This is a genomic window from Amycolatopsis sp. NBRC 101858 (assembly GCF_030269325.1).
GTDB lineage: Bacteria > Actinomycetota > Actinomycetes > Mycobacteriales > Pseudonocardiaceae > Amycolatopsis > Amycolatopsis ponsaeliensis.
On record NZ_BSTD01000009.1, the window covers coordinates 32,039 to 52,434 of the forward strand.

At 71.1% G+C, this 20,396-nt stretch carries 19 protein-coding genes and 1 other RNA gene; 12 read left to right on the forward strand and 8 right to left on the reverse strand.

The annotated features are described in order from the left end of the window. The first annotated feature begins 14 nt into the window (after positions 1–14). Genes ftsX through QSK39_RS50590 form a run of 3 tightly spaced genes read left to right on the forward strand, consistent with a single transcriptional unit; the run spans position 15 to position 2,330 of the window. On the forward strand, positions 15–908 hold the full coding sequence (gene ftsX, locus QSK39_RS50580) for a permease-like cell division protein FtsX (protein WP_285485008.1): 894 nt from the start codon (positions 15–17) through the stop codon (positions 906–908). Positions 909–954: 46 nt separating this feature from the next. Beyond that, positions 955–1,437 carry an SsrA-binding protein SmpB gene (gene smpB, locus QSK39_RS50585; RefSeq protein WP_043776590.1) on the forward strand — a complete coding sequence of 161 codons (483 nt, stop codon included), beginning with the start codon at positions 955–957 and terminating at the stop codon, positions 1,435–1,437. Beyond that, positions 1,434–2,330 (forward strand): amidohydrolase family protein, encoded by an 897-nt coding sequence (locus tag QSK39_RS50590; protein ID WP_285485009.1) that lies wholly within the window; start codon positions 1,434–1,436, stop codon positions 2,328–2,330. The genes smpB and QSK39_RS50590 overlap by 4 nt, the downstream gene beginning before the upstream one ends. Here QSK39_RS50590 and QSK39_RS50595 read toward each other — a convergent pair. From QSK39_RS50595 to QSK39_RS50615, 5 genes are all read right to left on the reverse strand, one after another. Further along, positions 2,320–3,642 (reverse strand): acyltransferase family protein, encoded by a 1,323-nt coding sequence (locus QSK39_RS50595; protein WP_285485010.1) that lies wholly within the window; start codon positions 3,640–3,642, stop codon positions 2,320–2,322. The two genes, QSK39_RS50590 and QSK39_RS50595, sit on opposite strands and share 11 nt — an antisense overlap. A 93-nt stretch (positions 3,643–3,735) precedes the next feature. Next, a complete protein-coding gene (locus QSK39_RS50600; RefSeq protein WP_284749429.1) occupies positions 3,736–3,960 on the reverse strand; it encodes a DUF8847 domain-containing protein in 225 nt (74 codons plus the stop codon). 117 nt (positions 3,961–4,077) lie between these two features. After that, positions 4,078–4,719 (reverse strand): response regulator transcription factor, encoded by a 642-nt coding sequence (locus tag QSK39_RS50605; RefSeq protein WP_155544593.1) that lies wholly within the window; start codon positions 4,717–4,719, stop codon positions 4,078–4,080. A 39-nt stretch (positions 4,720–4,758) separates the two neighbouring features. Beyond that, entirely contained in the window at positions 4,759–5,889 is a 1,131-nt protein-coding gene (locus QSK39_RS50610; protein ID WP_285485011.1) for a sensor histidine kinase, read from the reverse strand. Beyond that, positions 5,886–6,560: a sensor domain-containing protein gene (locus QSK39_RS50615; protein WP_285485012.1), complete on the reverse strand. Its 675-nt coding sequence runs from the start codon at positions 6,558–6,560 to the stop codon at positions 5,886–5,888. The genes QSK39_RS50610 and QSK39_RS50615 overlap by 4 nt, the downstream gene beginning before the upstream one ends. A 153-nt stretch (positions 6,561–6,713) precedes the next feature. Here QSK39_RS50615 and ssrA point away from each other — a divergent pair. Both ssrA and QSK39_RS50625 read left to right on the forward strand, forming a co-directional pair. After that, positions 6,714–7,082: a transfer-messenger RNA gene (ssrA, locus tag QSK39_RS50620) on the forward strand. An 835-nt stretch (positions 7,083–7,917) separates the two neighbouring features. Then, positions 7,918–8,127, forward strand: coding sequence for a hypothetical protein (locus tag QSK39_RS50625; RefSeq protein ID WP_284749433.1), 210 nt, complete (start codon positions 7,918–7,920; stop codon positions 8,125–8,127). On the opposite strand, the gene QSK39_RS50630 is transcribed toward QSK39_RS50625, so the two are convergent. Both QSK39_RS50630 and QSK39_RS50635 read right to left on the reverse strand, forming a co-directional pair. Next, positions 8,128–9,417: a GGDEF domain-containing protein gene (locus QSK39_RS50630; protein ID WP_502873395.1), complete on the reverse strand. Its 1,290-nt coding sequence runs from the start codon at positions 9,415–9,417 to the stop codon at positions 8,128–8,130. It abuts the gene before it with no gap. A gap of 85 nt (positions 9,418–9,502) precedes the next feature. Further along, positions 9,503–10,720: an MFS transporter gene (locus tag QSK39_RS50635; protein WP_285485014.1), complete on the reverse strand. Its 1,218-nt coding sequence runs from the start codon at positions 10,718–10,720 to the stop codon at positions 9,503–9,505. Between the two features lie 207 nt (positions 10,721–10,927). Between QSK39_RS50635 and QSK39_RS50640 the strand changes: the two genes are divergently transcribed. Next, on the forward strand, positions 10,928–11,959 hold the full coding sequence (locus tag QSK39_RS50640) for a type IV toxin-antitoxin system AbiEi family antitoxin (RefSeq protein WP_285485015.1): 1,032 nt from the start codon (positions 10,928–10,930) through the stop codon (positions 11,957–11,959). Then, positions 11,898–12,728, forward strand: coding sequence for a nucleotidyl transferase AbiEii/AbiGii toxin family protein (locus QSK39_RS50645; protein ID WP_285485016.1), 831 nt, complete (start codon positions 11,898–11,900; stop codon positions 12,726–12,728). The genes QSK39_RS50640 and QSK39_RS50645 overlap by 62 nt, the downstream gene beginning before the upstream one ends. 3 nt (positions 12,729–12,731) lie before the next feature. Here the strand turns inward: QSK39_RS50645 and QSK39_RS50650 are convergent, their stop codons facing one another. After that, positions 12,732–13,514, reverse strand: coding sequence for an IclR family transcriptional regulator (locus QSK39_RS50650; protein WP_285485017.1), 783 nt, complete (start codon positions 13,512–13,514; stop codon positions 12,732–12,734). A gap of 82 nt (positions 13,515–13,596) precedes the next feature. On the opposite strand from QSK39_RS50650, the gene hutH reads away from it, so the two are divergent. The 5 genes from hutH to hutI are packed head-to-tail and all read left to right on the forward strand — an operon-like array spanning position 13,597 to position 20,381. Continuing rightward, entirely contained in the window at positions 13,597–15,123 is a 1,527-nt protein-coding gene (hutH, locus tag QSK39_RS50655; RefSeq protein WP_285485018.1) for a histidine ammonia-lyase, read from the forward strand. After that, positions 15,123–16,775: a urocanate hydratase gene (hutU, locus tag QSK39_RS50660; RefSeq protein ID WP_285485019.1), complete on the forward strand. Its 1,653-nt coding sequence runs from the start codon at positions 15,123–15,125 to the stop codon at positions 16,773–16,775. Before hutH ends, hutU begins: the two co-directional genes overlap by 1 nt. Then, a complete protein-coding gene (locus QSK39_RS50665; protein ID WP_285485020.1) occupies positions 16,772–17,968 on the forward strand; it encodes an allantoate amidohydrolase in 1,197 nt (398 codons plus the stop codon). Before hutU ends, QSK39_RS50665 begins: the two co-directional genes overlap by 4 nt. After that, the gene (locus QSK39_RS50670; RefSeq protein WP_285485021.1) at positions 17,965–19,248 is read left to right on the forward strand and encodes a formimidoylglutamate deiminase; all 1,284 of its coding nucleotides are present in this window, start codon (positions 17,965–17,967) and stop codon (positions 19,246–19,248) included. The genes QSK39_RS50665 and QSK39_RS50670 overlap by 4 nt, the downstream gene beginning before the upstream one ends. After that, the gene (hutI, locus tag QSK39_RS50675) at positions 19,236–20,381 is read left to right on the forward strand and encodes an imidazolonepropionase (RefSeq protein WP_285485022.1); all 1,146 of its coding nucleotides are present in this window, start codon (positions 19,236–19,238) and stop codon (positions 20,379–20,381) included. The genes QSK39_RS50670 and hutI overlap by 13 nt, the downstream gene beginning before the upstream one ends. The last annotated feature ends 15 nt before the right edge of the window (positions 20,382–20,396 follow it).

A 20,396-nucleotide genomic window follows, 5' to 3' on the forward strand; every position in this document is an offset into this window, starting at 1 on the left:
GACCAGACCCCGACATGCGTGCCAGTTTCGTCTTCAGTGAGGTAATCACCGGCCTGCGCCGGAACATCACGATGACCATCGCGATGATGCTGACCACGGCCGTGTCGCTCGCCATGCTCGGCGGCGGCCTCCTGGCCGTGCGCACGATCGACAAGATGAAGTCCAACTTCCTCGCCGACGTCGAGGTGTCGGTCTACCTCACCGACGACATCAGCGCGACCGACAAGAACTGCACGCAGTCGCTGTGCCAGTCACTGCGCTCGTCCTTGCAGAGCAACGACGGTGTCGAGTCGGTCGTGTTCGAGAACCGCGACCAGGCCTTCGACCGGTTCAAGAAGATCTTCGAGAGCCAGCCGGAGCTCATCCAGCTGACCGGGCCGGAGTCGCTGCCCGCGTCGCTGCACGTGAAGCTGAAGGACCCGGACCGCAGCGAGTCGATCGTGCAGGAGTACGGCACCAAGCCGGGCGTGCGGAAGGTCGACGACCAGAAGAAGTTCCTCGACCGCGTCTTCAACGCCTTCAACGGTGTCCGCAACATGGCCTTCGGTGCCGCGCTCATCATGGCCATCGCGGCGCTGCTGCTGATCGCCAACACGATCCAGGTGTCCGCGTTCACCCGGCGCACCGAGGTCGGCATCATGCGGCTCGTCGGCGCGACGCGGTGGTACACGCAGCTGCCGTTCCTCTTGGAGGCGGTGGTCGCCGGCGTGGTCGGTGCGGTCCTCGGGATCATCATGCTGATCATCACCAAGGCCGGCTTCCTCGACTCGGTGTTCACCGGGGACGTGTTCCCGAAGATCACCACGCTGGAGCTGCTGTTCCCGGTGGCGCCGATCCTGCTGGCGGTGTCCGTGGTGATCTCCGCCATCACCGGTTACGTCACGCTGCGGCTGTACGTCCGGCACTAGTTTTAACCAGCTGCTCGTCGTTTCGAGAATCACGTAGAGTGGTCGTATGCCCAAGGAACGTGGCCAGAAGGTGATCGTGTCGAACCGCAAGGCGCGGCACGATTACTCCATCCTCGACACCTACGAGTGCGGTCTCGTGCTGGTCGGCACCGAGGTGAAGAGCCTGCGCGAGGGCAAGGCGTCGCTGGCGGACGCGTTCGCGACGGTCGACGACGGCGAAGTGTGGCTGCGCAACGTGCACATCCCGGAGTACACGCAGGGCACGTGGACCAACCACATGCCCCGGCGGACCCGGAAGCTGCTGCTGCACCGGCGTGAGATCGAGAAGCTCATCGGCAAGACCAAGGAGAGCGGGCTCTCCCTGGTGCCGCTGTCGATGTACTTCAAGGACGGCAAGGTCAAGGTCGAAATCGCGCTGGCGCAGGGCAAGAAGGCCTACGACAAGCGCCAGACGCTCGCCAAGCGCGACGCGGAGCGGGACATCAGGAAGGCCATGGGCCGTGCCCTGAAGGGCCGGTTCACGGAGTGACGGCGGGCCCGGCTTCCGATGCCGACGTCGCGACTTGGACGGCGTCGCTGGGCCTGCCGGGCCTGGTCGATCTGCACGTCCACTTCCTGCCGAAACCGGTGATGGACAAGGTCTGGGCGTACTTCGACCGGGCCTCGACCCATTACGGCACCGAGTGGCCGGTGCACTACCGGACGTCCGAACAGGAGCGGCTGGAAACCCTGCGCTCGCTGGGTGTCCAGCGCTTCGCGCCGCTCGTCTACCCGCACAAGCCGGGGATGGCGCAGTGGCTGACCGAATGGGCGCTCGAGTTCGCTTCGAAAGTTTCGGAAGCGGTGCCGACCGGGACGTTCTACCCCGAACCCGGCGCCGGGTCCGCTGTGGACGGTGCGCTGCGCGCCGGCGCCAAGGTGTTCAAGGCGCACGTGCAGGTGGGCGCGTACGACCCGCGTGACGACCTGCTGAAGCCGGTGTGGGGCGCGCTGGCCGACGCCGGCGTCCCCGTCGTCGTCCACTGTGGACACGGTCCGTTGCGGGGTGACTTCACCGGGTTGTCGGTCTTCGAAGAGGTCCTGGCGCGGCACCCGAACCTGACGGCGGTGCTCGCGCACGCGGCGATGCCCGAGTTCGGGACGGCGTTCGACCTGCTGGCGAAGTACCCGCGCGTGCACCTGGACACCACGATGGTCGGGGTCCCGTTCGCGGAGAAGATGTCGCCGCTGCCGCCGGACTGGACGGCGCGGCTGGCCGAGGTCGCCGACCGCGTCGTGCTCGGCACGGACTTCCCGAACATCCCGTACTCGTACGCGACACAGCTGCAGGCGATCGCCGGCTGGGCGGCCGACGATCGCCTGGGGGAGCCGTTCCTGCGGGCCGTCCTGCACGACACCCCGCTGCGGCTGCTCACCGCCTGACGGCGGCCCGTTCCGTGACGGCCACGGCGCGGCCCAGCAGGTCGACCACCGGAACCTGCTTGCCCGCCAGGAGGAACCCGGCCGTCGCGAGGACGATCCACGGCACCGGGCCGTGCGCGATCCCGTCCGAGAGCGGCGCGAACCCGTGGGCGGCCAGGCCGAGCAGGCCGCCGGAGATCATCAGCCCGGCGACGACCAGCTGCGGCACCCTCGCGGTGACTTCGGCGGTGTCGCTCTGCATCTCGAAGTGCGCGAAGAGCCGCAGCAGGCCCAGCAGCACCATTCCGCACACCGCGAACCACGCGGGTGCCATGACGAGCCAGAGCAGCGTGCCCGGCGCGGGCGTCTCGTAGCCGAGGCCGTAGACCGTCACGCCCGCCACCACGATCAGCGCCGGCATGTGCCAGAGGTAGACGCTCATGAACCGCGCGCCGAGCCAGCTCAGCGCGTTCCCGATGCCGGGCCGTTCCGCGAGCGCGTTGAGCTGCGGGCGGAAGGCGAGCAGCAGGCCGATCTGGCCGACGGCGAGGAAGGCGAGCAGCACGGTCGGCGGGCTCATGTTCGACACGGGCGCGCCCGGCATGCCGATCATGCTGGCCGGGTACGGGCCGAAGGCGACCATCATCGCGGTGATGCCGAAGCCGGCGGCCGACAGCGTCAGGGCGGCGCGTCGGGTGAGCGAGCCGAGGCGGCCTTCGACGTAGTGGAAGCCGAGCTGGTGGACGGCGACCCAGACGAAGATCGCGTTGGCGTAACCGATGTAGCCGAGGTCGTTGAAGCGCGCGACGTCGACGAGGACGCCGGCGACCCCCATGACCAGCGGCACCTTCAGGCTCCAGCGCCGGTGCGCGGCGACCATCAGCGGCGTGAGGAGCACGACCAGGACGTAGACCGCGAGGAACCACAGCAGCTGCGCGGCGATCGCACTGGCGACCTGCAGTGGCTGCGGCGGGATGCCGAGGCCGCGCAGGAAGTCCGGCATGACGAGCCAGACGGCCATGAGCGGCAGCACCGGCAGCATCAGCCGCTTGAGCCGCGCGCCGAGCCAGATCCGCGTCGACTTCGCGCGCCGGAAGGAGATCAGGTTGGCCGCGCCGCCGGCGAAGAACACCAGGGGCATGACCTGCGACAGCCAGGTGACGACCCACCAGCCGGGCGTCGCGAGCGCGTTGCCGGTGGCGAGGGTGCCGCCGGAGTAGGAGAGCACCGGCATGACCCAGTGCTGGGCGATGACGGCGAGGATGGCCCCCGCCCGGACGACGTCGAGAAACCTGTCCCGGCCGCCTCGTGCGACTCCCTGGCTTGTCTGCATGCGCTAAGCCTGGCGCGTTCGACCTGCGGGAACAGCGGTGCTGACCGGCGTCTTCGGGGTCCTGTTCACCCCCGCTCGATGCGGGGGTTCTCCCTACCTCAGGCCGTCGGGCTCGGGTTCGTGCTGCGTCGCCGTGACGCGGTATTCCCAGCCGTGCTCGGTGAGGCCGAGCTCGTAGCGGGTCTCGATCTTCGGGCCGCCGTGCAGGTGGATGTGCCGGATGACGGTGCCGGGCACGGGCTCGGCGTCCCCGAGCTCCTGGACGCGGCCGTCGAGCGGGCCGCCGAAGAAGCGGACGCAGCGGGACTCGTCGGACATCTGCGTGCTCCTCTCCGCTGGGTCCGCTCATGGTAGGTGAGCGGGGTGGAGGGTGCCGCCCGCGGAACGGGTGACCCTATGTCCACTTTACGGGACTTTTGGTCACCGTCCGTCCGCTCAGCGACCGAGGTAGGTCAGGACCGCACGAACGCGACGGTGTTCCTCCGCGCTGGCTTCCAACCCGAGCTTCGAGAAGATGTTGCCGATGTGCTTCTCCACCGCGCCGTGGGAGACCACCAGGGAGTTCGCGATCGCCGTGTTCGACAGGCCCTGGGCCATCAGTCCCAGCACCTCGGACTCGCGGGCGGTCAGCGCGTCCAGGGGGTTGCGGCGGCCGCGGGCCATCAGCTGGGCGATCACGTCCGGGTCGATCGCCGTGCCGCCGTTGGCAACCCGGCGGACCGCGTCCAGGAACTCGTCGACGTCCGCCACCCGCTCCTTCAGCAGGTAGCCCACTCCGCCCGCGCCGCCGGAGAGCAGCTCCACCGCGTACGACTCCTCGACGTACTGCGAGAGCACCAGCACCGGCAGGCCCGGGATCTCCTTGCGTGCCGCCAGGGCCGCGCGCAGGCCCTCGTCGGTGAACGTCGGGGGCATCCGGACGTCGACGATCGCCAGGTCAGGGCGATGTTCCTTGATCGCGCCGAGCAGGTCGTCCCCGTTGTCGACGGCCGCGGCCGTCTCGATGCCCTCGTCGGCGAGCAGGCGGGTCACCCCGGCCCGCAGCAGCACGGCGTCTTCGGCGATGACTACCCGCATCCGGCCCCCAAGCTCGTGGATGAACGGGGTCCAGCCTATTCACCACTGGCAAGGGAGGTCAGCCCGGATGACCGTCGGCCCGCCGACCGGGCTGACGACCGTGATCACGCCGTCGATCGTCGCGGCGCGGTCGGCCAGGCCGGCCAGCCCGCCGCCGGGACGCACCTCGGCGCCGCCGTGACCGTTGTCGGTGATCTCGACGACGACGTGGTCGTCGGTCCGCCACACCTTCACTTCCGCTTCGGACGCCCCGGAGTGCTTCGCGATGTTCGTCAGCGTCTCGCCGACGATGAAGTAGGCCGTCGTCTCCACCGCGGCCGGCGGGCGCGGGTCCACGGTCACCGTCACGTCCACCGGGATCGGCGACTTCGCCGCCTGCGCCGACAACGCCGCGTCCAGCCCGCGGTCACCGAGCACCGCCGGGTAGATGCCGCGCGCCAGGTCCCGCAGCTCCGACACGGCGAGCTTCGCGTCCGAGTGCGCCTCGTCGATCAGGTCCCGCACCAGGTTCGGGTCCTGGTCGAACTTCGACTTCGCCCGCCCGAGGCTCATCGCGACCGCGACCAGCCGCTGCTGCGCGCCGTCGTGCAGGTCACGCTCGATGCGGCGCCGCTCGGCTTCGGCCGCGTCGACACCCCGCGCCCGCGAAGCCTGCAGGTGCTCGGCCTTCTGCTCCAGCCGCTCCGCGCGGTTCGGGCCGAGCAGCGCCAGGCCCAGCTCACCGTGCAGCCAGCCCAGCCACGGCGTCACCCAGATCGCCATCGGCAGCAGCACGATCGACGCGATGGCGATCCCGAGCTCCGCGCACGCCAGCGGGAACGCCACCATCAGGTACGCCAGGTCACGCCACGTCGTCGGATCGCTCAGCCGCACCATCCAGCGCCGCAGCAGCGGCAGGCCCTCCAGCGAGCGCCGCTCCACCGGCGGCAGCGGCACCCGCAGCATCTTCCCCATCCACGCCCGCTCGCGGTCCGCCGACCAGCGGATGAAGCTCGTCGTCGCCAGCAGGATCGGGAACCCGACCCACACCACCGCCGTGCCGACCCCCACCGCGATCCCCGTCACGATCAGCACGAACTGCAGGATCCGGAAGAAGAAGCTCGTGATCATGTAGACGATCGTGCGAGCCGGGTTCGGCCGCGGGTGCTCCAGCTGCTGCGCCTCGGTCATCCCGCCACCAGGTTCTTTTCTTCCGCGTCTTCCCACCAGCGCTCCATCCGACGACGCTGGGCCACGGTCGTCCCCAGCAGCGCGTTCGCCACCCGGGCGTGCATCCCCGCCAGCGCCTTGGTCAGCGCCACCGACAACGCGATGAACAACACCCCCAGCGCTGCCCACGGTAGCGCTTCCACCGTCGAATCCACGGCCAGCCACCGCACGTCGTACGACGGGAAGTAGTACGCGCCGTCCGGTAGCCACCGGAAGTAGATCGGCAGCCCCGCCAGCGCCAGGCTCGTCGACCAGAACGTCGTCACCAGTACGAACTCGACGATGCCCAGCGGGAAGAGCAGGAAGAAGTAGGTGAGGTCCCGCCACGTCGACGGGTCCTTCAGCCGCCCCTTCCACCGCAGGCTCTGCTTGCCGACGGGCAACGGCAGATAAGGAAGATCGATGTACCGGTCCAGCAGCGCGTAGACCCGCGCACGCTCCATCCGGGCGGCCCCCCGCACCGCCAGCACGAGAAGCGCGAGCAGGCCCACACCCACCCACACCACCGCGGTCCCCACCCCGGCCGCGGCGAACGTCGTCAGCAGCGCGAACGCCACCACACCCATCGGCAGGTTCATCAGCAGGAACACCACCGAACCACCGAACGGCGGACCTTGCCTCGCGCTACCCATCACCGGGCTCCCTTCTGCTGGAGTCCAGCGTCGTCGTTCCCGGCCGCCCGCGACATGGTGCGCGCGGGCATCCCCGCAGTAGGGCTGGCCCTACCCACCTGGAGTAAAGAGATGGCCCGACGCGTTATGATGTACAGGTTGTGTTCCCACCAAGGGGGTGAACGGTTTCGACTTTGGACGTTGATTCAGGAGAAGCGTGCCGGTGCAGGCGAGAGACCACCGTTAAGCGTCATCGCAACCAAATAAGCGCCGACTCCAGTCAGCGCGAGTACGCCCTCGCCGCCTGAGCGAGTGCGTCTCTGTCGGCCCGGGTTCGCCTCCGGCCCGGGTACCGGCATCAGCTAGGAGGCTCAGCGGCAGTCCCGGCCACGGGGAACTGTCGTGAAGCAAACAGTGGCTGGGCTCGTCACCTCGGCTTGTTCGCGTGACCGAGGGGGCCAAGCAGAGACGTAGCGGACTGCGCACGGAGAAGCCCTGCTGATACGCCAGAGGACCCGGGTTCAATTCCCGGCACCTCCACTACGAGAAGGCCTTCGCCCCTTCGGGGCTTGGGCCTTCTCTTCGTTTCGCTCGTGTCTTCTGGGGGTCGAACCCCCAGACCCCCGCCAGGCGGGCTTCGCCCCCTGGACCCCCGCCCCGGGCTTCGCCCCGGGACCCCGCCCCCTTGGTGCGGCTTCGCCTCTTTCTCCGGGGCTTCGCCCCCGGACCCCCTCCTTTGGGGCTTCGCCCCTTGCCCCCCTTCCCGGCTTCGGCTGGCGCCTTCGCCGCAGCCCGAGCCGCCGCGCCGCGCGCGCTGCAGGCGCCGACGCGCGGCTCCGCAGGCGAGCCAAAACGCAAACCCGCACCGACGAGGACCCAGACCTCCCCGCACCCCGATCCGAAGCCAGAACGCGGCCGGCAGTGCCGGGTCAAGGCATCTTTCCCGCCTTGACGCGGTGCTGTCGGCCGTAGTCACAATCAGGGCTTCGGGGTGCCGGAGGGGCAACGGAACCCACCAGGTGCGTGAGCCAGATATCCGGACATGCGAGCCGACCGTCCAGGTACGCAAGCCGACCGTCCAGGCACGCAAGCCGACCGTCCAGGTACGCAAGCCGACCGCCCGGGCACACAAGCCGACCACCCACCCTCACCCCGGCCCGCGTCACGCGGAACTCACCCCACCCCTCCCGCGATCAACTGTCCGTCTACCTGCGACTCCTCCCACCTACCCCACTCGGGCGGATCCCCCGCCGAACCCCTCCACACCCCGTGTCCAACACCTTGTGATGGGGCCCACTTGTGGGTGAAATTTTTGTGAGTGTCATGCTGGGGGCCCGACCATGGCTCTGCACCCGCGGAGTCGGAAGTAGGTGGCCAGATGACCTGGGCCCGTTCCAACGGCAGCTCGACCGCCAACGATGAAGACAGCCGGATGGGCGTTATTCGGGCCGAAGAGGCCGTTCGGCTCGCTGAGCAGAATGATCGGGCCGTCATCACCGTTGCCGGGCACTCCTCCGATGTGCGGGAATGTGCCGAGCTTCTTGCCATGCTGGGCCTTGATGCCGGGCGGCGGCACAAGATCGCCTGATCAGGCCAGGTCCGCTACGTGGACCACCTTGTTCCGGCCGGTTGCTTTTGCGTGGTAGAGCGCAGTGTCCGCCGCGTCGAGCAGGCGCTGTAGGGACGTTCCCGCCTTCGGGTAGACCGACATGCCGATCGAGGTCGACAGGCCCGTGATCGACAGTTGGCCCGCCGGGACCTTCAGGGTCGCGATCGCGCGGCGGATGCGCTCGGCCACCGCGCCGATGTCGGGGTGGGCGATGCCGGGCAAGAGCACCACGAACTCTTCGCCGCCGAAACGCCCCACCGCGTCGCCGCGGCCGCGGACCGCCGCGATGATCGCCTCGGCCACCGCGCGCAGCACCGCGTCGCCCGCCAGGTGGCCGTACGTGTCGTTGACCTGCTTGAAGTGGTCCAGGTCCAGCATCAGCAAGCCGAACGTCGTGTGCTGGCGGGCCGCGGCCGCCAGGGTTCGCTCCGCCAGTGCGTGCCAGCCGCTCGTGTTGTACAGACCCGTCTTCTCGTCGCGGTGGGCCGCCACCTCCAGCTGCTTCACCAGCACCGTCCGGTGCAACAGCAGCAACGGCGGGAGCACCAGCACCACCAGGCCCGGCAGCATCGCCAACGCCACCGCGTTCAGCGCGCCCAGGCAGAGCGTCGCCGCCTCCAGGCCGTTGTCCGACCACGTGCCGAACAACGCCTCCGGGGTCCGGCCGATCTCGCGGCGAGCCGGGAGCACCAGCAGCGCGTTGACCACGAAGAACGTCGCTCCCGCCGCCGCGATCGCGAACGTCCCGGCCCAGCCGTGCGTGAACGCCGAACGCACGTCCGGCGAGCCCGACACCCGCATGACCGCCTGGGCCGCGTAGCACGAGAGCAGGATGATGGCCGCGTTGCTGACCGTCCTCGACACCGGCACCCGCTGCAGGCGGTACCAGCTGCGGGCCGCCAGGTGCGCGTACAGGCCGCAGACCAGCACCGCCAGCAGCACCGGCGGCAGCAGCAGGACGCCGGCGAACGTCCACACCGACGTCATGTTGATGTGCGGTGTCCCCGACACCCGGCGGCGGATGCGCTCCACCCGGCGGCCCGTCTCCGACTGGACGACGCCCAGGACCAGCAGCGCCACCAGGATCGCCAGCGTCCGGCGGTCGACGGCGACCGGGAACGGGCGCAGGGTCAGGACGATCGCCGCCGCTTCGCTCAGCAGGCAGTAGACGACCACCCGCGGACCCTGGCGCCACAGGGCCCAGCGCCGTGCCACGAGGACGTCACGAAAGCGGGGTACGCCGCGCGGGGGTCCGGTGCCGGTCTGCATACTCATGGTGTCCGGCCGGTGACGGAACCGGTCCGGCCCTCGTTGCCGAAGGGAGGCGCGCCATGCGCGGACGCGACAACTGAGGTCATGATTCCGCCAGTCCGACCCGGCGCCACGCCCTCGCGATCGGCACGGCCACCGCGGCACCCGCCGCCCCGGCCGCGGCGATGGTGTGCGCCGGGCCCAGCACGTCGGCCAGCGCACCCGCCGCGGCCGCGCCGACGCCCTGCACGGTGATCAGCCCCGCCGAGTTCACGCCGGCGCACTGCGCGCGGTGCTCGTCCGGCACCCGGCGCATGAACGACACCGTGCCCTGGATGTTGTAGCCCGTGGCCAGCAGCCCGGACGCCGCCAGCAGCACCACCGACGGCACCAGCCCCGGCCGGAAGACGAACAGGACCAGCGGCAGCCCCGCGGCGACCCCCAGCCACCCGAGCACGCGGACCTGCACATGCTCCGGGACCCACTTGCCGAACACGACGCCGCCGAGCACGCTGCCCGCCGGGTCCGCCGCCATCAGCAGCCCCACCAGCGCCGCGCCCGCGCCGATCCCGGCCGCGTACGGCGCGGCCAGCGCCTCCGGCACGACGTAGAACCCGGCCAGCCAGTTCAGCGCCACCAGCGTCCGCAACGCCGGGTCGCGCCAGATCAGCCGGATCCCCGCCGAGGTCGTCGACAGCCAGGCCGGCCGGATCGCCTGCGCGACGGCCGCGCGTCGCCGCACGCCCGCGACCAGGAACATCGCCGAGAGTACGAACGTCACGGCGTCCAGTGCCAAGGCCGCGGACGGCGCGAGGGCGGCGATCAGCAGCCCGCCGCCGGCGAACCCGGCCAGCTGCGCACCCTGGATCGTCACGTTCCGCAGGGCCATCCCGACCAGGTAGCGCTCGCCTTCGAGCACCGAGGGCAGCAGTGCCTGCTGGGCCGCCTTGAACGGCCCGCCGAGCGCCGTCATCACCGCGACCAGCACGCAGAGCACCCACAACGGGACGCCGGGGATCGCGATGACGCCGACCAGCGCGGCGCGGGCGAGGTCGGCCACGACCATGACGTCCCGGCGCGGCCACCGGTCGCCGGCCCCGGCGAGCAGGATCCCGCCGAGCAGCGAGGGCACGTACGTTAGGGCGTAGGTGAGGCCGGTCAGGGCGGCCGAGCTGGTGCGCTGGTAGACGAGGACAGCGAGCGCGACGCGGGCGAGCTGGTCCCCGCAGACGGACAGCAGCTCGGCGGCCCACATGGCCCGGAACTCGGCGACGGCGAGGACCGCGCCGAACCCCACCCTCGTCGACCGTGCGTCATCCATCGCCGGTGCCCCTCAAGACCGCTGTTCAGCCACGGTAATAACCCAGCGGAGTGGAATCGAGCCGTTCGGTGACAGTTGCCCCGATCGCACCAGCCGCAGGGGGCCGGGTGGTGGGGTCGCCGGGCCCCATGCGGCATCAGGTTTGACGTTCGAGAGAAGAGCGTTCAGAATGAGAGCATGTTCAATTCAAATGAACATGCTCTCCCATTGAACGAGGAGACCTTGGCGAGTGCCGCACTCGAGCGATTGAGCGAGCTCGGGCTGCACGGTGACGTGCTCGCCGCGGATCAGGTCGAGCCCGCGGAGGCGCATCGGCTCGACGCCGTTTTCCGTCTCACGACGGGATCCGGAGCTGCCCGGACCTATGGCGTCGAGATCAGGGCCCGGCTGACCCCTGAGTCGGCCACCAGCATCACCCTGCCCGCGCGGCTCCCCCCGTTGCTGGTCACGACCCATGTCACCGAGCCGGTCGCCGAGAGGCTTCGGGCCCAGGGGATCGATTACGTGGATACCGCGGGCAATGCCCGCCTCGCCTGGGGAGATGTCCTCATCGACATCCGTGGGCGGCGCAATCCGGTGGTTCCGCGTTCGAGAACCTCGCCGAGCGGCGCCGGCGCCTTCGGGCGGGCAGGTCTGCGTGTCGTGTTCGTCCTGCTCAGCTGGCCCGAAATGGCAGCCCAGCCCTATCGGGTCCTTGCTGGGGCAAGCGGAGTTTCGCTGGGGACCGTCAAGGCGGTGATCGACGAGCTCGGCAGGGCCGGCTACCTCTACTCAGGGGCGAAGGGGCGTCGGATGGCGCGCGGCGGCGAACTTCTCGACCGCTGGGCGGAGGCATATTCCATCACCCTGCACGCAGCGCTCGCCCTTGGCGAATTCTCGGTGGACGACCTTTCGTGGTGGCCGGCATCGGAAGCCGAGATGCGCTCGCAGGGAATCCAGGTCGGAGGAGAGGCCGGAGCCGGCCTCATCGACCCGCACCTGCGTCCGGCCACGCTGACGCTCTACGCCGAACAGCTTCCGGCCCGGTTCATCGCGAGGCATCGCATGGCCAGAGCCGAGGACAGGGGAAATGTCCACATCCGGAAGCGGTTCTGGCACGTAGCCGAACCCGATTCCTGGATCGTGCCGTCCCCGCTGATCTATGCCGACCTGCTGGCCTCGGGCGACCCCCGCCAGCGTGAACACGGAGACCGGATCCGGACCAGTGATGATCGACTTATCCGCCTCGGAAAATCCTGAAATCCTCCTCGCCACCCGGGCACTGACCCAGGTGGAGGTCGCGGCTCGCGCGGCCGGAGTGGACTACTTGGTGGTCGGCGCGACGGCGCGCACGATCCTGTCGCTCGGACTGGTCGGACGGCCGCCCGAGCGGGCCACGCGAGACGTCGACATCGCCGTCGAGGTGTGCACCTGGGATGACTTCGAACGGCTCGTCGGCAGGCTCGAAAGGCGTGGTCGTAGCGTGCACTCGTTCCTCGTCGAGGGAGTCGAAGTCGACGTGCTGCCCTACGGCGGCATCGAACGGGAAGACCGCACCATCCTTTGGCCCGACGACCATCGGATGAACGTCCGAGGCCTGAGCGAGGCGGTGGCGTCGGCCGAAACCGTTCTGCTGCCCGGTGGGCTCACCGTCCGGGTCCCCGCAGTGCCTGCACTGGCCTTGCTCAAGCTGCTGACCTGGTGGGAACGCCACGCGTCCAACTCCCGCGACGCGATCGACCTTGCCACGATGATCTCCTGGTACTCGTCGGGGTCGTACCTCGAACTTCTGTACGAAGAGCACTCGGACCTGCTCGGCCGATACGATTTCGATCCGGCACTCGCCGGCGCCTGGCTCTTGGGATCGGAACTGCCCGGACTGCTCGACGCGGCAGGAGTGCGGGTGCTGCTGCGGATGGCCGAGGACGACGATGTGCTGGGCCGGCTGGCCAACGACGCCCAGGCACTGCGAGCCCCGGACCTGATGCGGGCGATGGGTGCCGGTATCCGGGACGCGGCAGGATCTTGAGGGTCAGCCCGGGTGGCCGCCGATGCGGCTGGTCAGCTCGGCGGCCGTTGCCGCCACCTCGGCCGCCAGGTCCGGCCAGGTCTCCGGGCACGGCTCTGCCGTGCAGTGGTGGCGCAGCGTCACGCTGATCGCCGCCAAGGGGCGGGCGCCGTGGTCGAAGACCGGGGACGCCACTGAAGCGAACCCCTCCGTCACGTGGCCGTCCTCGATCGACCAGCCGAGCCTGCGCTCCGCCGTCAACGTGCGGCGCAGCTCGGCGAGCGTGCGGGGGCCGCGGCCGGTGCGGAGCACGAACGCCGACGCCGACGGGAACAGCGCCCGGACGTGCGGGGCCGGCAGGTGCCGCAGGATCGCGCGGCCGGACGCCGTCAGCTGGGCCGGCAGCCGGACGCCGACCTCGGTCACCAGCGTCTCCGGCCGGGCCGGGCGCTCCTTGATCAGGTACAGCGACTCGTTGCCGTGCAGCACGCCCAGGTGCCCGGTGTGGCCGGCGCGGTCGACGAGCTTGCGCAGCAACGGCCCGGCCAAGCGCTCGAGCGGGTCGTGGCGGAGGTAGGCCGAGCCGAGTTCGAACGCCGCGATGCCCAGGCCGTACCGGCGTTCCGCGGGCAGGTGCACGACGAAACCGGCCGCTTCCAGCTCGCTGAGCAGGTGGTACGTCGTCGAGCGGGGGAGACCCGCTTCGCGCGCGATCGCCGACGCGGTCACCGGGCCGGGACGCGTCGCCAGCAGGCGCAGCACCGCCAGGCCGCGGCGCAGCGCCGGCACCTCGCTGCTGTCGCCCATGCCGGGAGCCTAGTCTGGGATACCAGACAGAACCACCCGTTGAGGCATCCCACCAGCGGTAAGGACGATGTCCAATGAGCCCATGCCGGAAAAAGTGCTCCTGGGCCCGGAACCCCTGACCGCCGCCCAGGTCGTCGACGTCGTCCGCGGCCACGCGCCGGTCGGGCTCACGGATGCCGCCGAGAAGAACCTCGCCGCCACCCGCCAGCACATCGAGGACCTCGCCCACGCCGTCACGCCCACCTACGGCGTCTCGACCGGCTTCGGCGCCCTCGCCACCCGTCACATCCCCGTCGAGAGCCGGACCGCGCTGCAGCGCAGCCTGATCCGCTCGCACGCCGCCGGGGCCGGGCCCGCCGTCGAGACGGAGGTCGTCCGCGGTCTGATGCTGCTGCGCCTGCGGACCCTCGCCAGCGGCTACACCGGCGTCCGGCCGGGCACCGCGCAAACGCTTGCGGCCCTGCTCAACGCCGGGATCACCCCGATCGTCCACGAGTACGGCTCACTCGGCTGCTCCGGCGACCTCGCACCCCTGGCCGCCGTCGCGCTCGCGATGATGGGCGAAGGCGAAGTCGTCCACAACGGCGTCACCAAACCAGCGGGCGAAGCGCTCAAGCACGCCGGCATCGAGCCGGTCGTCCTCGCCGAGAAGGAGGGCCTCGCCCTCACCAACGGCACCGACGGCATGCTCGGCATGCTCCTGCTCGCCGCCGCCGACCTGCACCGGCTCTTCGACATCGCCGACCTCACCGCCGCGATGAGCGTCGAGGCGCTGCTCGGCACCGACCGCGCCTTCGCCGCCGACCTGCAGGCGCTGCGCCCGCACCCCGGCCAGGCGACGTCCGCCGCGCGGATGTGGGCGGCACTGCAGGGCTCGAAGATCGTCGAGAGTCACCGCGGCCCGGACTGCAACCGCGTCCAGGACGCCTACTCGCTGCGCTGCACCCCGCAGGTCCACGGCGCCGCGCGCGACAGCCTCACCCACGCCGAGCTCGTCGGCGACCGCGAGCTGATGTCCGCTGTGGACAATCCCGTCGTGCTGGCCGACGGCCGCGTCGAGTCCAACGGCAACTTCCACGGCGCGCCCGTCGCGTACGTGCTGGACTTCCTGGCCATCCCGGTCGCCGACGTCGCCAGCATCGCCGAGCGCCGCACCGACCGGATGCTCGACAAAGCGCGCTCGCACGGCCTGCCGCCGTTCCTCGCGCACGACCCGGGCGTCGACTCGGGCCACATGATCGCTCAGTACACGCAGGCCGCGATCGTCAGCGAGCTCAAGCGGCTCGCCGTGCCCGCGTCGGTCGACTCCATCCCGAGCAGTGCCATGCAGGAGGACCACGTGTCCATGGGCTGGTCGGCCGCGCGGAAGCTGCGCAAGGCCGTCGACGGCCTGACCACCGTGCTGGCCATCGAGCTGCTGACGGCCGCCCGCGCGCTCGACTTCCGGGCGCCGCTCGAGCCGTCCCCGGTCACCGGCCGCGTCCGGGACCTGCTCCGCACCAAGGTCGAGGGCCCCGGCCCCGACCGGCACCTGGCGCCCGAGATCGCGGCCGCCGAAGAACTCGTCCGCTCCGGCGCCGTCCTCGACGCCGCCCGTCTGGAGGTCTGATGTCCCGCGTAGTCCGTGCCGCCCGCGGCACCCAGCTCACCGCCAAGTCGTGGCAGACCGAAGCCGCGCTGCGGATGTTCCACAACAACCTCGACCCCGACGTCGCCGAGCGGCCCGAGGACCTGGTCGTCTACGGCGGCACCGGCAAGGCCGCCCGCAACTGGGCCAGCTTCGACGCGATCACCCGCGAACTGACCACTTTGGACGTCGACGAGACGCTGCTCGTCCAGTCCGGCAAGCCGGTCGGGGTGTTCCGCACGCACGAGTGGGCGCCGCGCGTGCTCATCGCGAACTCGAACCTGGTCGGCGACTGGGCCACCTGGCCCGAGTTCCGCCGTCTCGAGCAGCAGGGCCTGACGATGTACGGCCAGATGACCGCGGGTTCGTGGATCTACATCGGCACCCAGGGCATCCTCCAGGGCACGTACGAGACGTTCGCCGCCGTCGCGAAGAAGAAGTTCGGCGGATCGCTGCGCGGGACCTTGACGGTCACCGCCGGCCTCGGTGGCATGGGCGGCGCGCAGCCGCTCGCCGTCACCATGAACGACGGTGTCGCGCTCGTCATCGAGTGCGACCCGCAGCGCGCGCACCGCCGCGTCGAGACGCGCTACCTCGACGAGGTCGCCGACAACCTCGACGACGCGATCGCCCGCGTCACCAAGGCGAAGCAGGAGAAGCGGCCGCTGTCGGTCGCCGTCGTCGGCAACGCCGCCGAGGTGCTGCCGGAGCTGCTGCGCCGTGACGTCGAGGTCGACATCGTCACCGACCAGACGTCCGCGCACGACCCGCTGTCGTACCTGCCCAAGGGCGTCAGCGTCGAGGACTGGCACGACTACGCGGCCAAGAAGCCCGACGAGTTCACCGACCGCTCGCGCGAGTCGATGGCCGACCACGTCGACGCCATGCTCGGCTTCCTCGACAAGGGCGCCGAGGTGTTCGACTACGGCAACTCGCTGCGCGGCGAGGCGAAGCTCGGCGGCTGCGAGCGCGCCTTCGACTTCCCCGGCTTCGTGCCCGCCTACATCCGCCCGCTGTTCTGCGAAGGCAACGGCCCGTTCCGCTGGGCCGCGCTCTCGGGCGACCCGGAGGACATCGCCGCGACGGACCGCGCGATGCTGGAACTGTTCCCGGAGAACGAATCCCTCGCCCGCTGGATCCGGCTCGCGGGGGAACGCGTGGCCTTCCAGGGGCTGCCGGCCCGGATCTGCTGGCTCGGCTACGGCGAGCGGCACCTGGCCGGCCTGCGGTTCAACGAGATGGTGGCCAGCGGCGAGCTGAAGGCGCCGGTCGTCATCGGCCGCGACCACCTCGACTCCGGCAGCGTCGCCTCGCCGTACCGCGAGACCGAGGGCATGGCCGACGGTTCCGACGCGATCGCCGACTGGCCGTTGCTGAACGCGCTGGTCAACACGTCGTCCGGGGCGAGCTGGGTGTCGATCCACCACGGCGGCGGCGTCGGCATGGGCCGGTCGATCCACGCCGGGCAGGTGAGTGTCGCCGACGGGACGCCGCTGGCCGCGCAGAAGCTGGAGCGCGTCCTCACCAACGACCCGGGCATGGGCGTCATCCGGCACGTCGACGCCGGCTACGACCGCGCTGCCGAAGTCGCGGACGAGCGCGGCGTGCGCGTTCCCATGCGGGCGGACGGGTGACGGCCTCCGGGCTGCTCGCGGAGATCGGCGACGTCGGGCGCGACCCGAAGCGCGGCGGCTATTCGCGGCACGCCTTCGACGGGCCCGAACAGGACCTGCGCGCGTGGTTCGTCGAGCGCGCGCTGGGCCTCGAACTCGACGTCGAGACCGACCGCAACGGCAACATCTGGGCCTGGTGGGGGCCGCCGGGGCGCAACGCCGTCGTCACCGGCAGCCACCTCGACTCGGTGCCCGGCGGTGGTGCGTTCGACGGCCCGCTCGGGGTCGCGAGCGCGTTGGCCGCCGTGGAAGCCTTGCGAGTCCGGGGTTTCCGGCCGCGCAAGCCGCTCGCCGTCGTGGTGTTCGCCGAGGAGGAAGGCGGCCGGTTCGGCGTCCCGTGCCTCGGCTCGCGGCTGCTCACCGGCACCATCGACGCCGACAAGGCGCGCGGCCTGCGGGACGCCGACGGCATCACGTTCGCGGAAGCGGCCGCGAAGGCCGGCTTCGACCCGGCCCGGATCGGGCCGGACGCGGAGCGGCTCGACCGGATCGGCAAGTTCGTCGAGCTGCACGTCGAGCAGGGGCGCGGGCTCATCGACCTCGGTGCGCCGGTCGCCGTCGGCAACACGGTGATCGCGCACGGCCGGTGGCGGTTCTCCTTCGAGGGGCAGGGGAACCACGCCGGCGCGACGCTGCTGGCCGACCGCGCCGACCCGATGCTGCCCGCCGCCGCGACCGTCACCGCCGTCCGGCGGCTCGCTTCGGGCGTGCCGGACGCGCGGGCGACCGTCGGCAGGCTCGTGCCGACGCCCGGCGGCACCAACGTCATAGCGTCCACTGTGGACCTGTGGCTGGACGCGCGGGTGCCGGGCTCGGGCACACCCGGGCTGGTCGGCGAGATCAGCCGGGCCGCGGCGGCCGCCGCGGCGGAGGAGGGCTGCCGGGTCCAGGTGACCCGGGAGTCCTATTCGGACGACGTCGTGTTCGACGACGCCCTGCGCCGCGACCTCGGCGGCTGGCTCGGCGGGCCGCCGGAGCTGCCGACCGGCGCCGGGCACGACGCGGCGATCCTCGCCGGGTTCGTCCCGGCCGGGATGCTCTACGTGCGCAACCCGACCGGGATCAGCCACTCGCCGGAGGAGTTCGCCGAGGCGGACGACGTCGAAGCCGGCGCACGCGCCTTGGCCACGGTGCTGGAAGAGCTGACCCGATGACGTATTGGTGCGAACAGGCGTGGCTGCCCGGCGGGATCGCCGACAGGGTGCGGATCGACGTCGCGGACGGCCGGATCACTTCGGTCACGGCGGGCGCGCCGCGGGCCGGCGAAGTCCTGAGTGGACTGACCCTGCCGGGCTTCGCGAACGGGCATTCGCACGCCTTCCACCGGGCCCTGCGCGGCCGGACGCACCACGAGCGGGGCACGTTCTGGACGTGGCGCGAGCGGATGTACGCGCTGGCGGCGCGGCTGGACCCCGACACGTACTACCGGCTGGCGCGCGGGGTCTACGCCGAAATGGTCCTCGGCGGGTACACGAGCGTCGGCGAGTTCCACTACCTGCACCACGCACCCGGCGGGAAGCCGTACGCCGACCCGAACGCGATGGGGGAGGCGCTGCGCCAGGCCGCGGCGGACGCCGGGATCCGGCTGACCCTGCTGGACACGTGCTACCTCGCGGGCGGCATCGGCGTCGAGCCGGACGAGGTCCAGCGGCGGTTCTCCGACGGTTCGGCGTCGGCGTGGGCCTCGCGCGTCGGCGACCTGGAGGAAGACGAGCTGTTCCGGGTCGGTGCGGCGATCCACTCGGTCCGGGCGGTCCCGGCGGACGAATTGTCTCTTGTGGACAGTGCGCGCGTCGTGCACATCCACCTCTCCGAACAGCGTGCCGAGAACGAGCAGTGCCTGGCCGCCTACGGTCGCACGCCGACCGAGCTGCTGGACGACCGCGGGGTGCTGACCGAGCGGCTCGTCGCCGTGCACGCCACCCACCTGACGACGTCGGACATCGAGCGGCTGAGCGGGGCGCGCGCGTGCTTCTGCCCGACCACCGAACGCGACCTCGGCGACGGCATCGGCCCCGCCCGCGCGCTGCGGGACGCCGGTGTCCGGCTGGGCATCGGCAGTGACTCCAACGCCGTCGTCGACGCCTTCGAGGAGACGCGGGCGCTGGAGCTGGACGACCGGCTGGCCAGCGAGGAACGCGGCCGGTTCACCGCCGAAGAACTCCTCGAGGCGGGCACCGACCACACCGCCGTCGGCTGGCCCGAGGCCGGTGCGCTGGCCGTGGGGCGGGGCGCGGACTTCGTCACGGTCGGCCTGGACTCGGTCCGGACGGCCGGGATCGAGCCGTCCGGGGTTCTGTTCGCGGCGGGCGCGGCCGACGTCCGGCACGTCGTCGTCGCGGGCCGCGAGGTCGTGCGGGACGGCGCGCACGTGCTCATCGAACGACCGGAAACCCTGCTGGCGAAGGAGATCGAGGCACTGTGGCAGTCCTGATCACGGGCATCGGCGAGCTCACCACGAACGACCCCGAGCTGGGCCGGCTGACCGACGCGGCCTTGGTGTTCGACGGCACTCAGGTCGTGTGGGCCGGGCCGGTGGCGAACGCGCCGGACGCCGACGAGCACGTCGATGTCGGCGGCCGCGCGGTGCTGCCCGGCTGGGTCGACAGCCACACGCACCTCGTCTTCGCGGGCGACCGCACCGCCGAGTTCGAAGCGAGGATGGCCGGAAAGCCCTACACGGCAGGCGGAATCGCGACCACGGTCGGCGCGACGCGGGAGGCCTCCGACGAGCAGCTGGCCGCGAACCTGCGTCGCCACGTCGACGAAGCGGCGCAGCAGGGGACGACCTGCCTGGAGACCAAGACCGGCTACGGCCTCACGGTCGCCGACGAGGCCCGGAGCGCCCGGATCGCCGGGGAAGTGGCCGACGAGGTCACGTTCCTCGGCGCGCACCTCGTGCCGCCGGGCGCCGACGCGGAGTCCTATGTGGACCTGGTGTGCGGCGAGATGCTCGACGCCGTCGCGGGGAGCGTCCGCTGGGCGGACGTGTTCTGCGAGACCGGCGCGTTCGACGAGGCCCAGTCGTCGCGGGTGCTGAAGGCCGCCGCCGAGCGCGGGCTCGGCCTGCGCGTGCACGGCAACCAGCTCGGCGAGGGGCCGGGCGTGCGGCTGGCGGTGGAGCTCGGCGCGGCGAGCGTCGACCACTGCACCTACCTCGCGGACTCCGACGTCGAGGCTTTGGCCACTTCGGACACCGTGGCGACGTTGCTGCCCGCGTGCGACTTGTCGACCCGCCAGGCCCTGGCCCCGGCGCGACGGCTGCTCGACGCGGGCGCGACCGTGGCGCTGGCCAGCAACGCCAACCCGGGCAGCTCGTACACGACGTCGATGGCGTTCTGCGTCGCGACGGCGGTGCTGCAGATGCGCATGACGATCGAGGAAGCGGTCTGGTCGGCCACGGCCGGTGGCGCGAAGGCGTTGCGCCGTGAGGACGTGGGCTTCCTGCGGCCGGGTGCGCGGGCTGACATCCACGTGCTCGACGCGCCGTCGGTGACGCACCTGGCGTACCGGCCGGGGGTGCCGCTGACGAAAATGGTCTGGCGCGCCGGCGATCGGGTGCGCTAACGTCGAAAGCGAGGA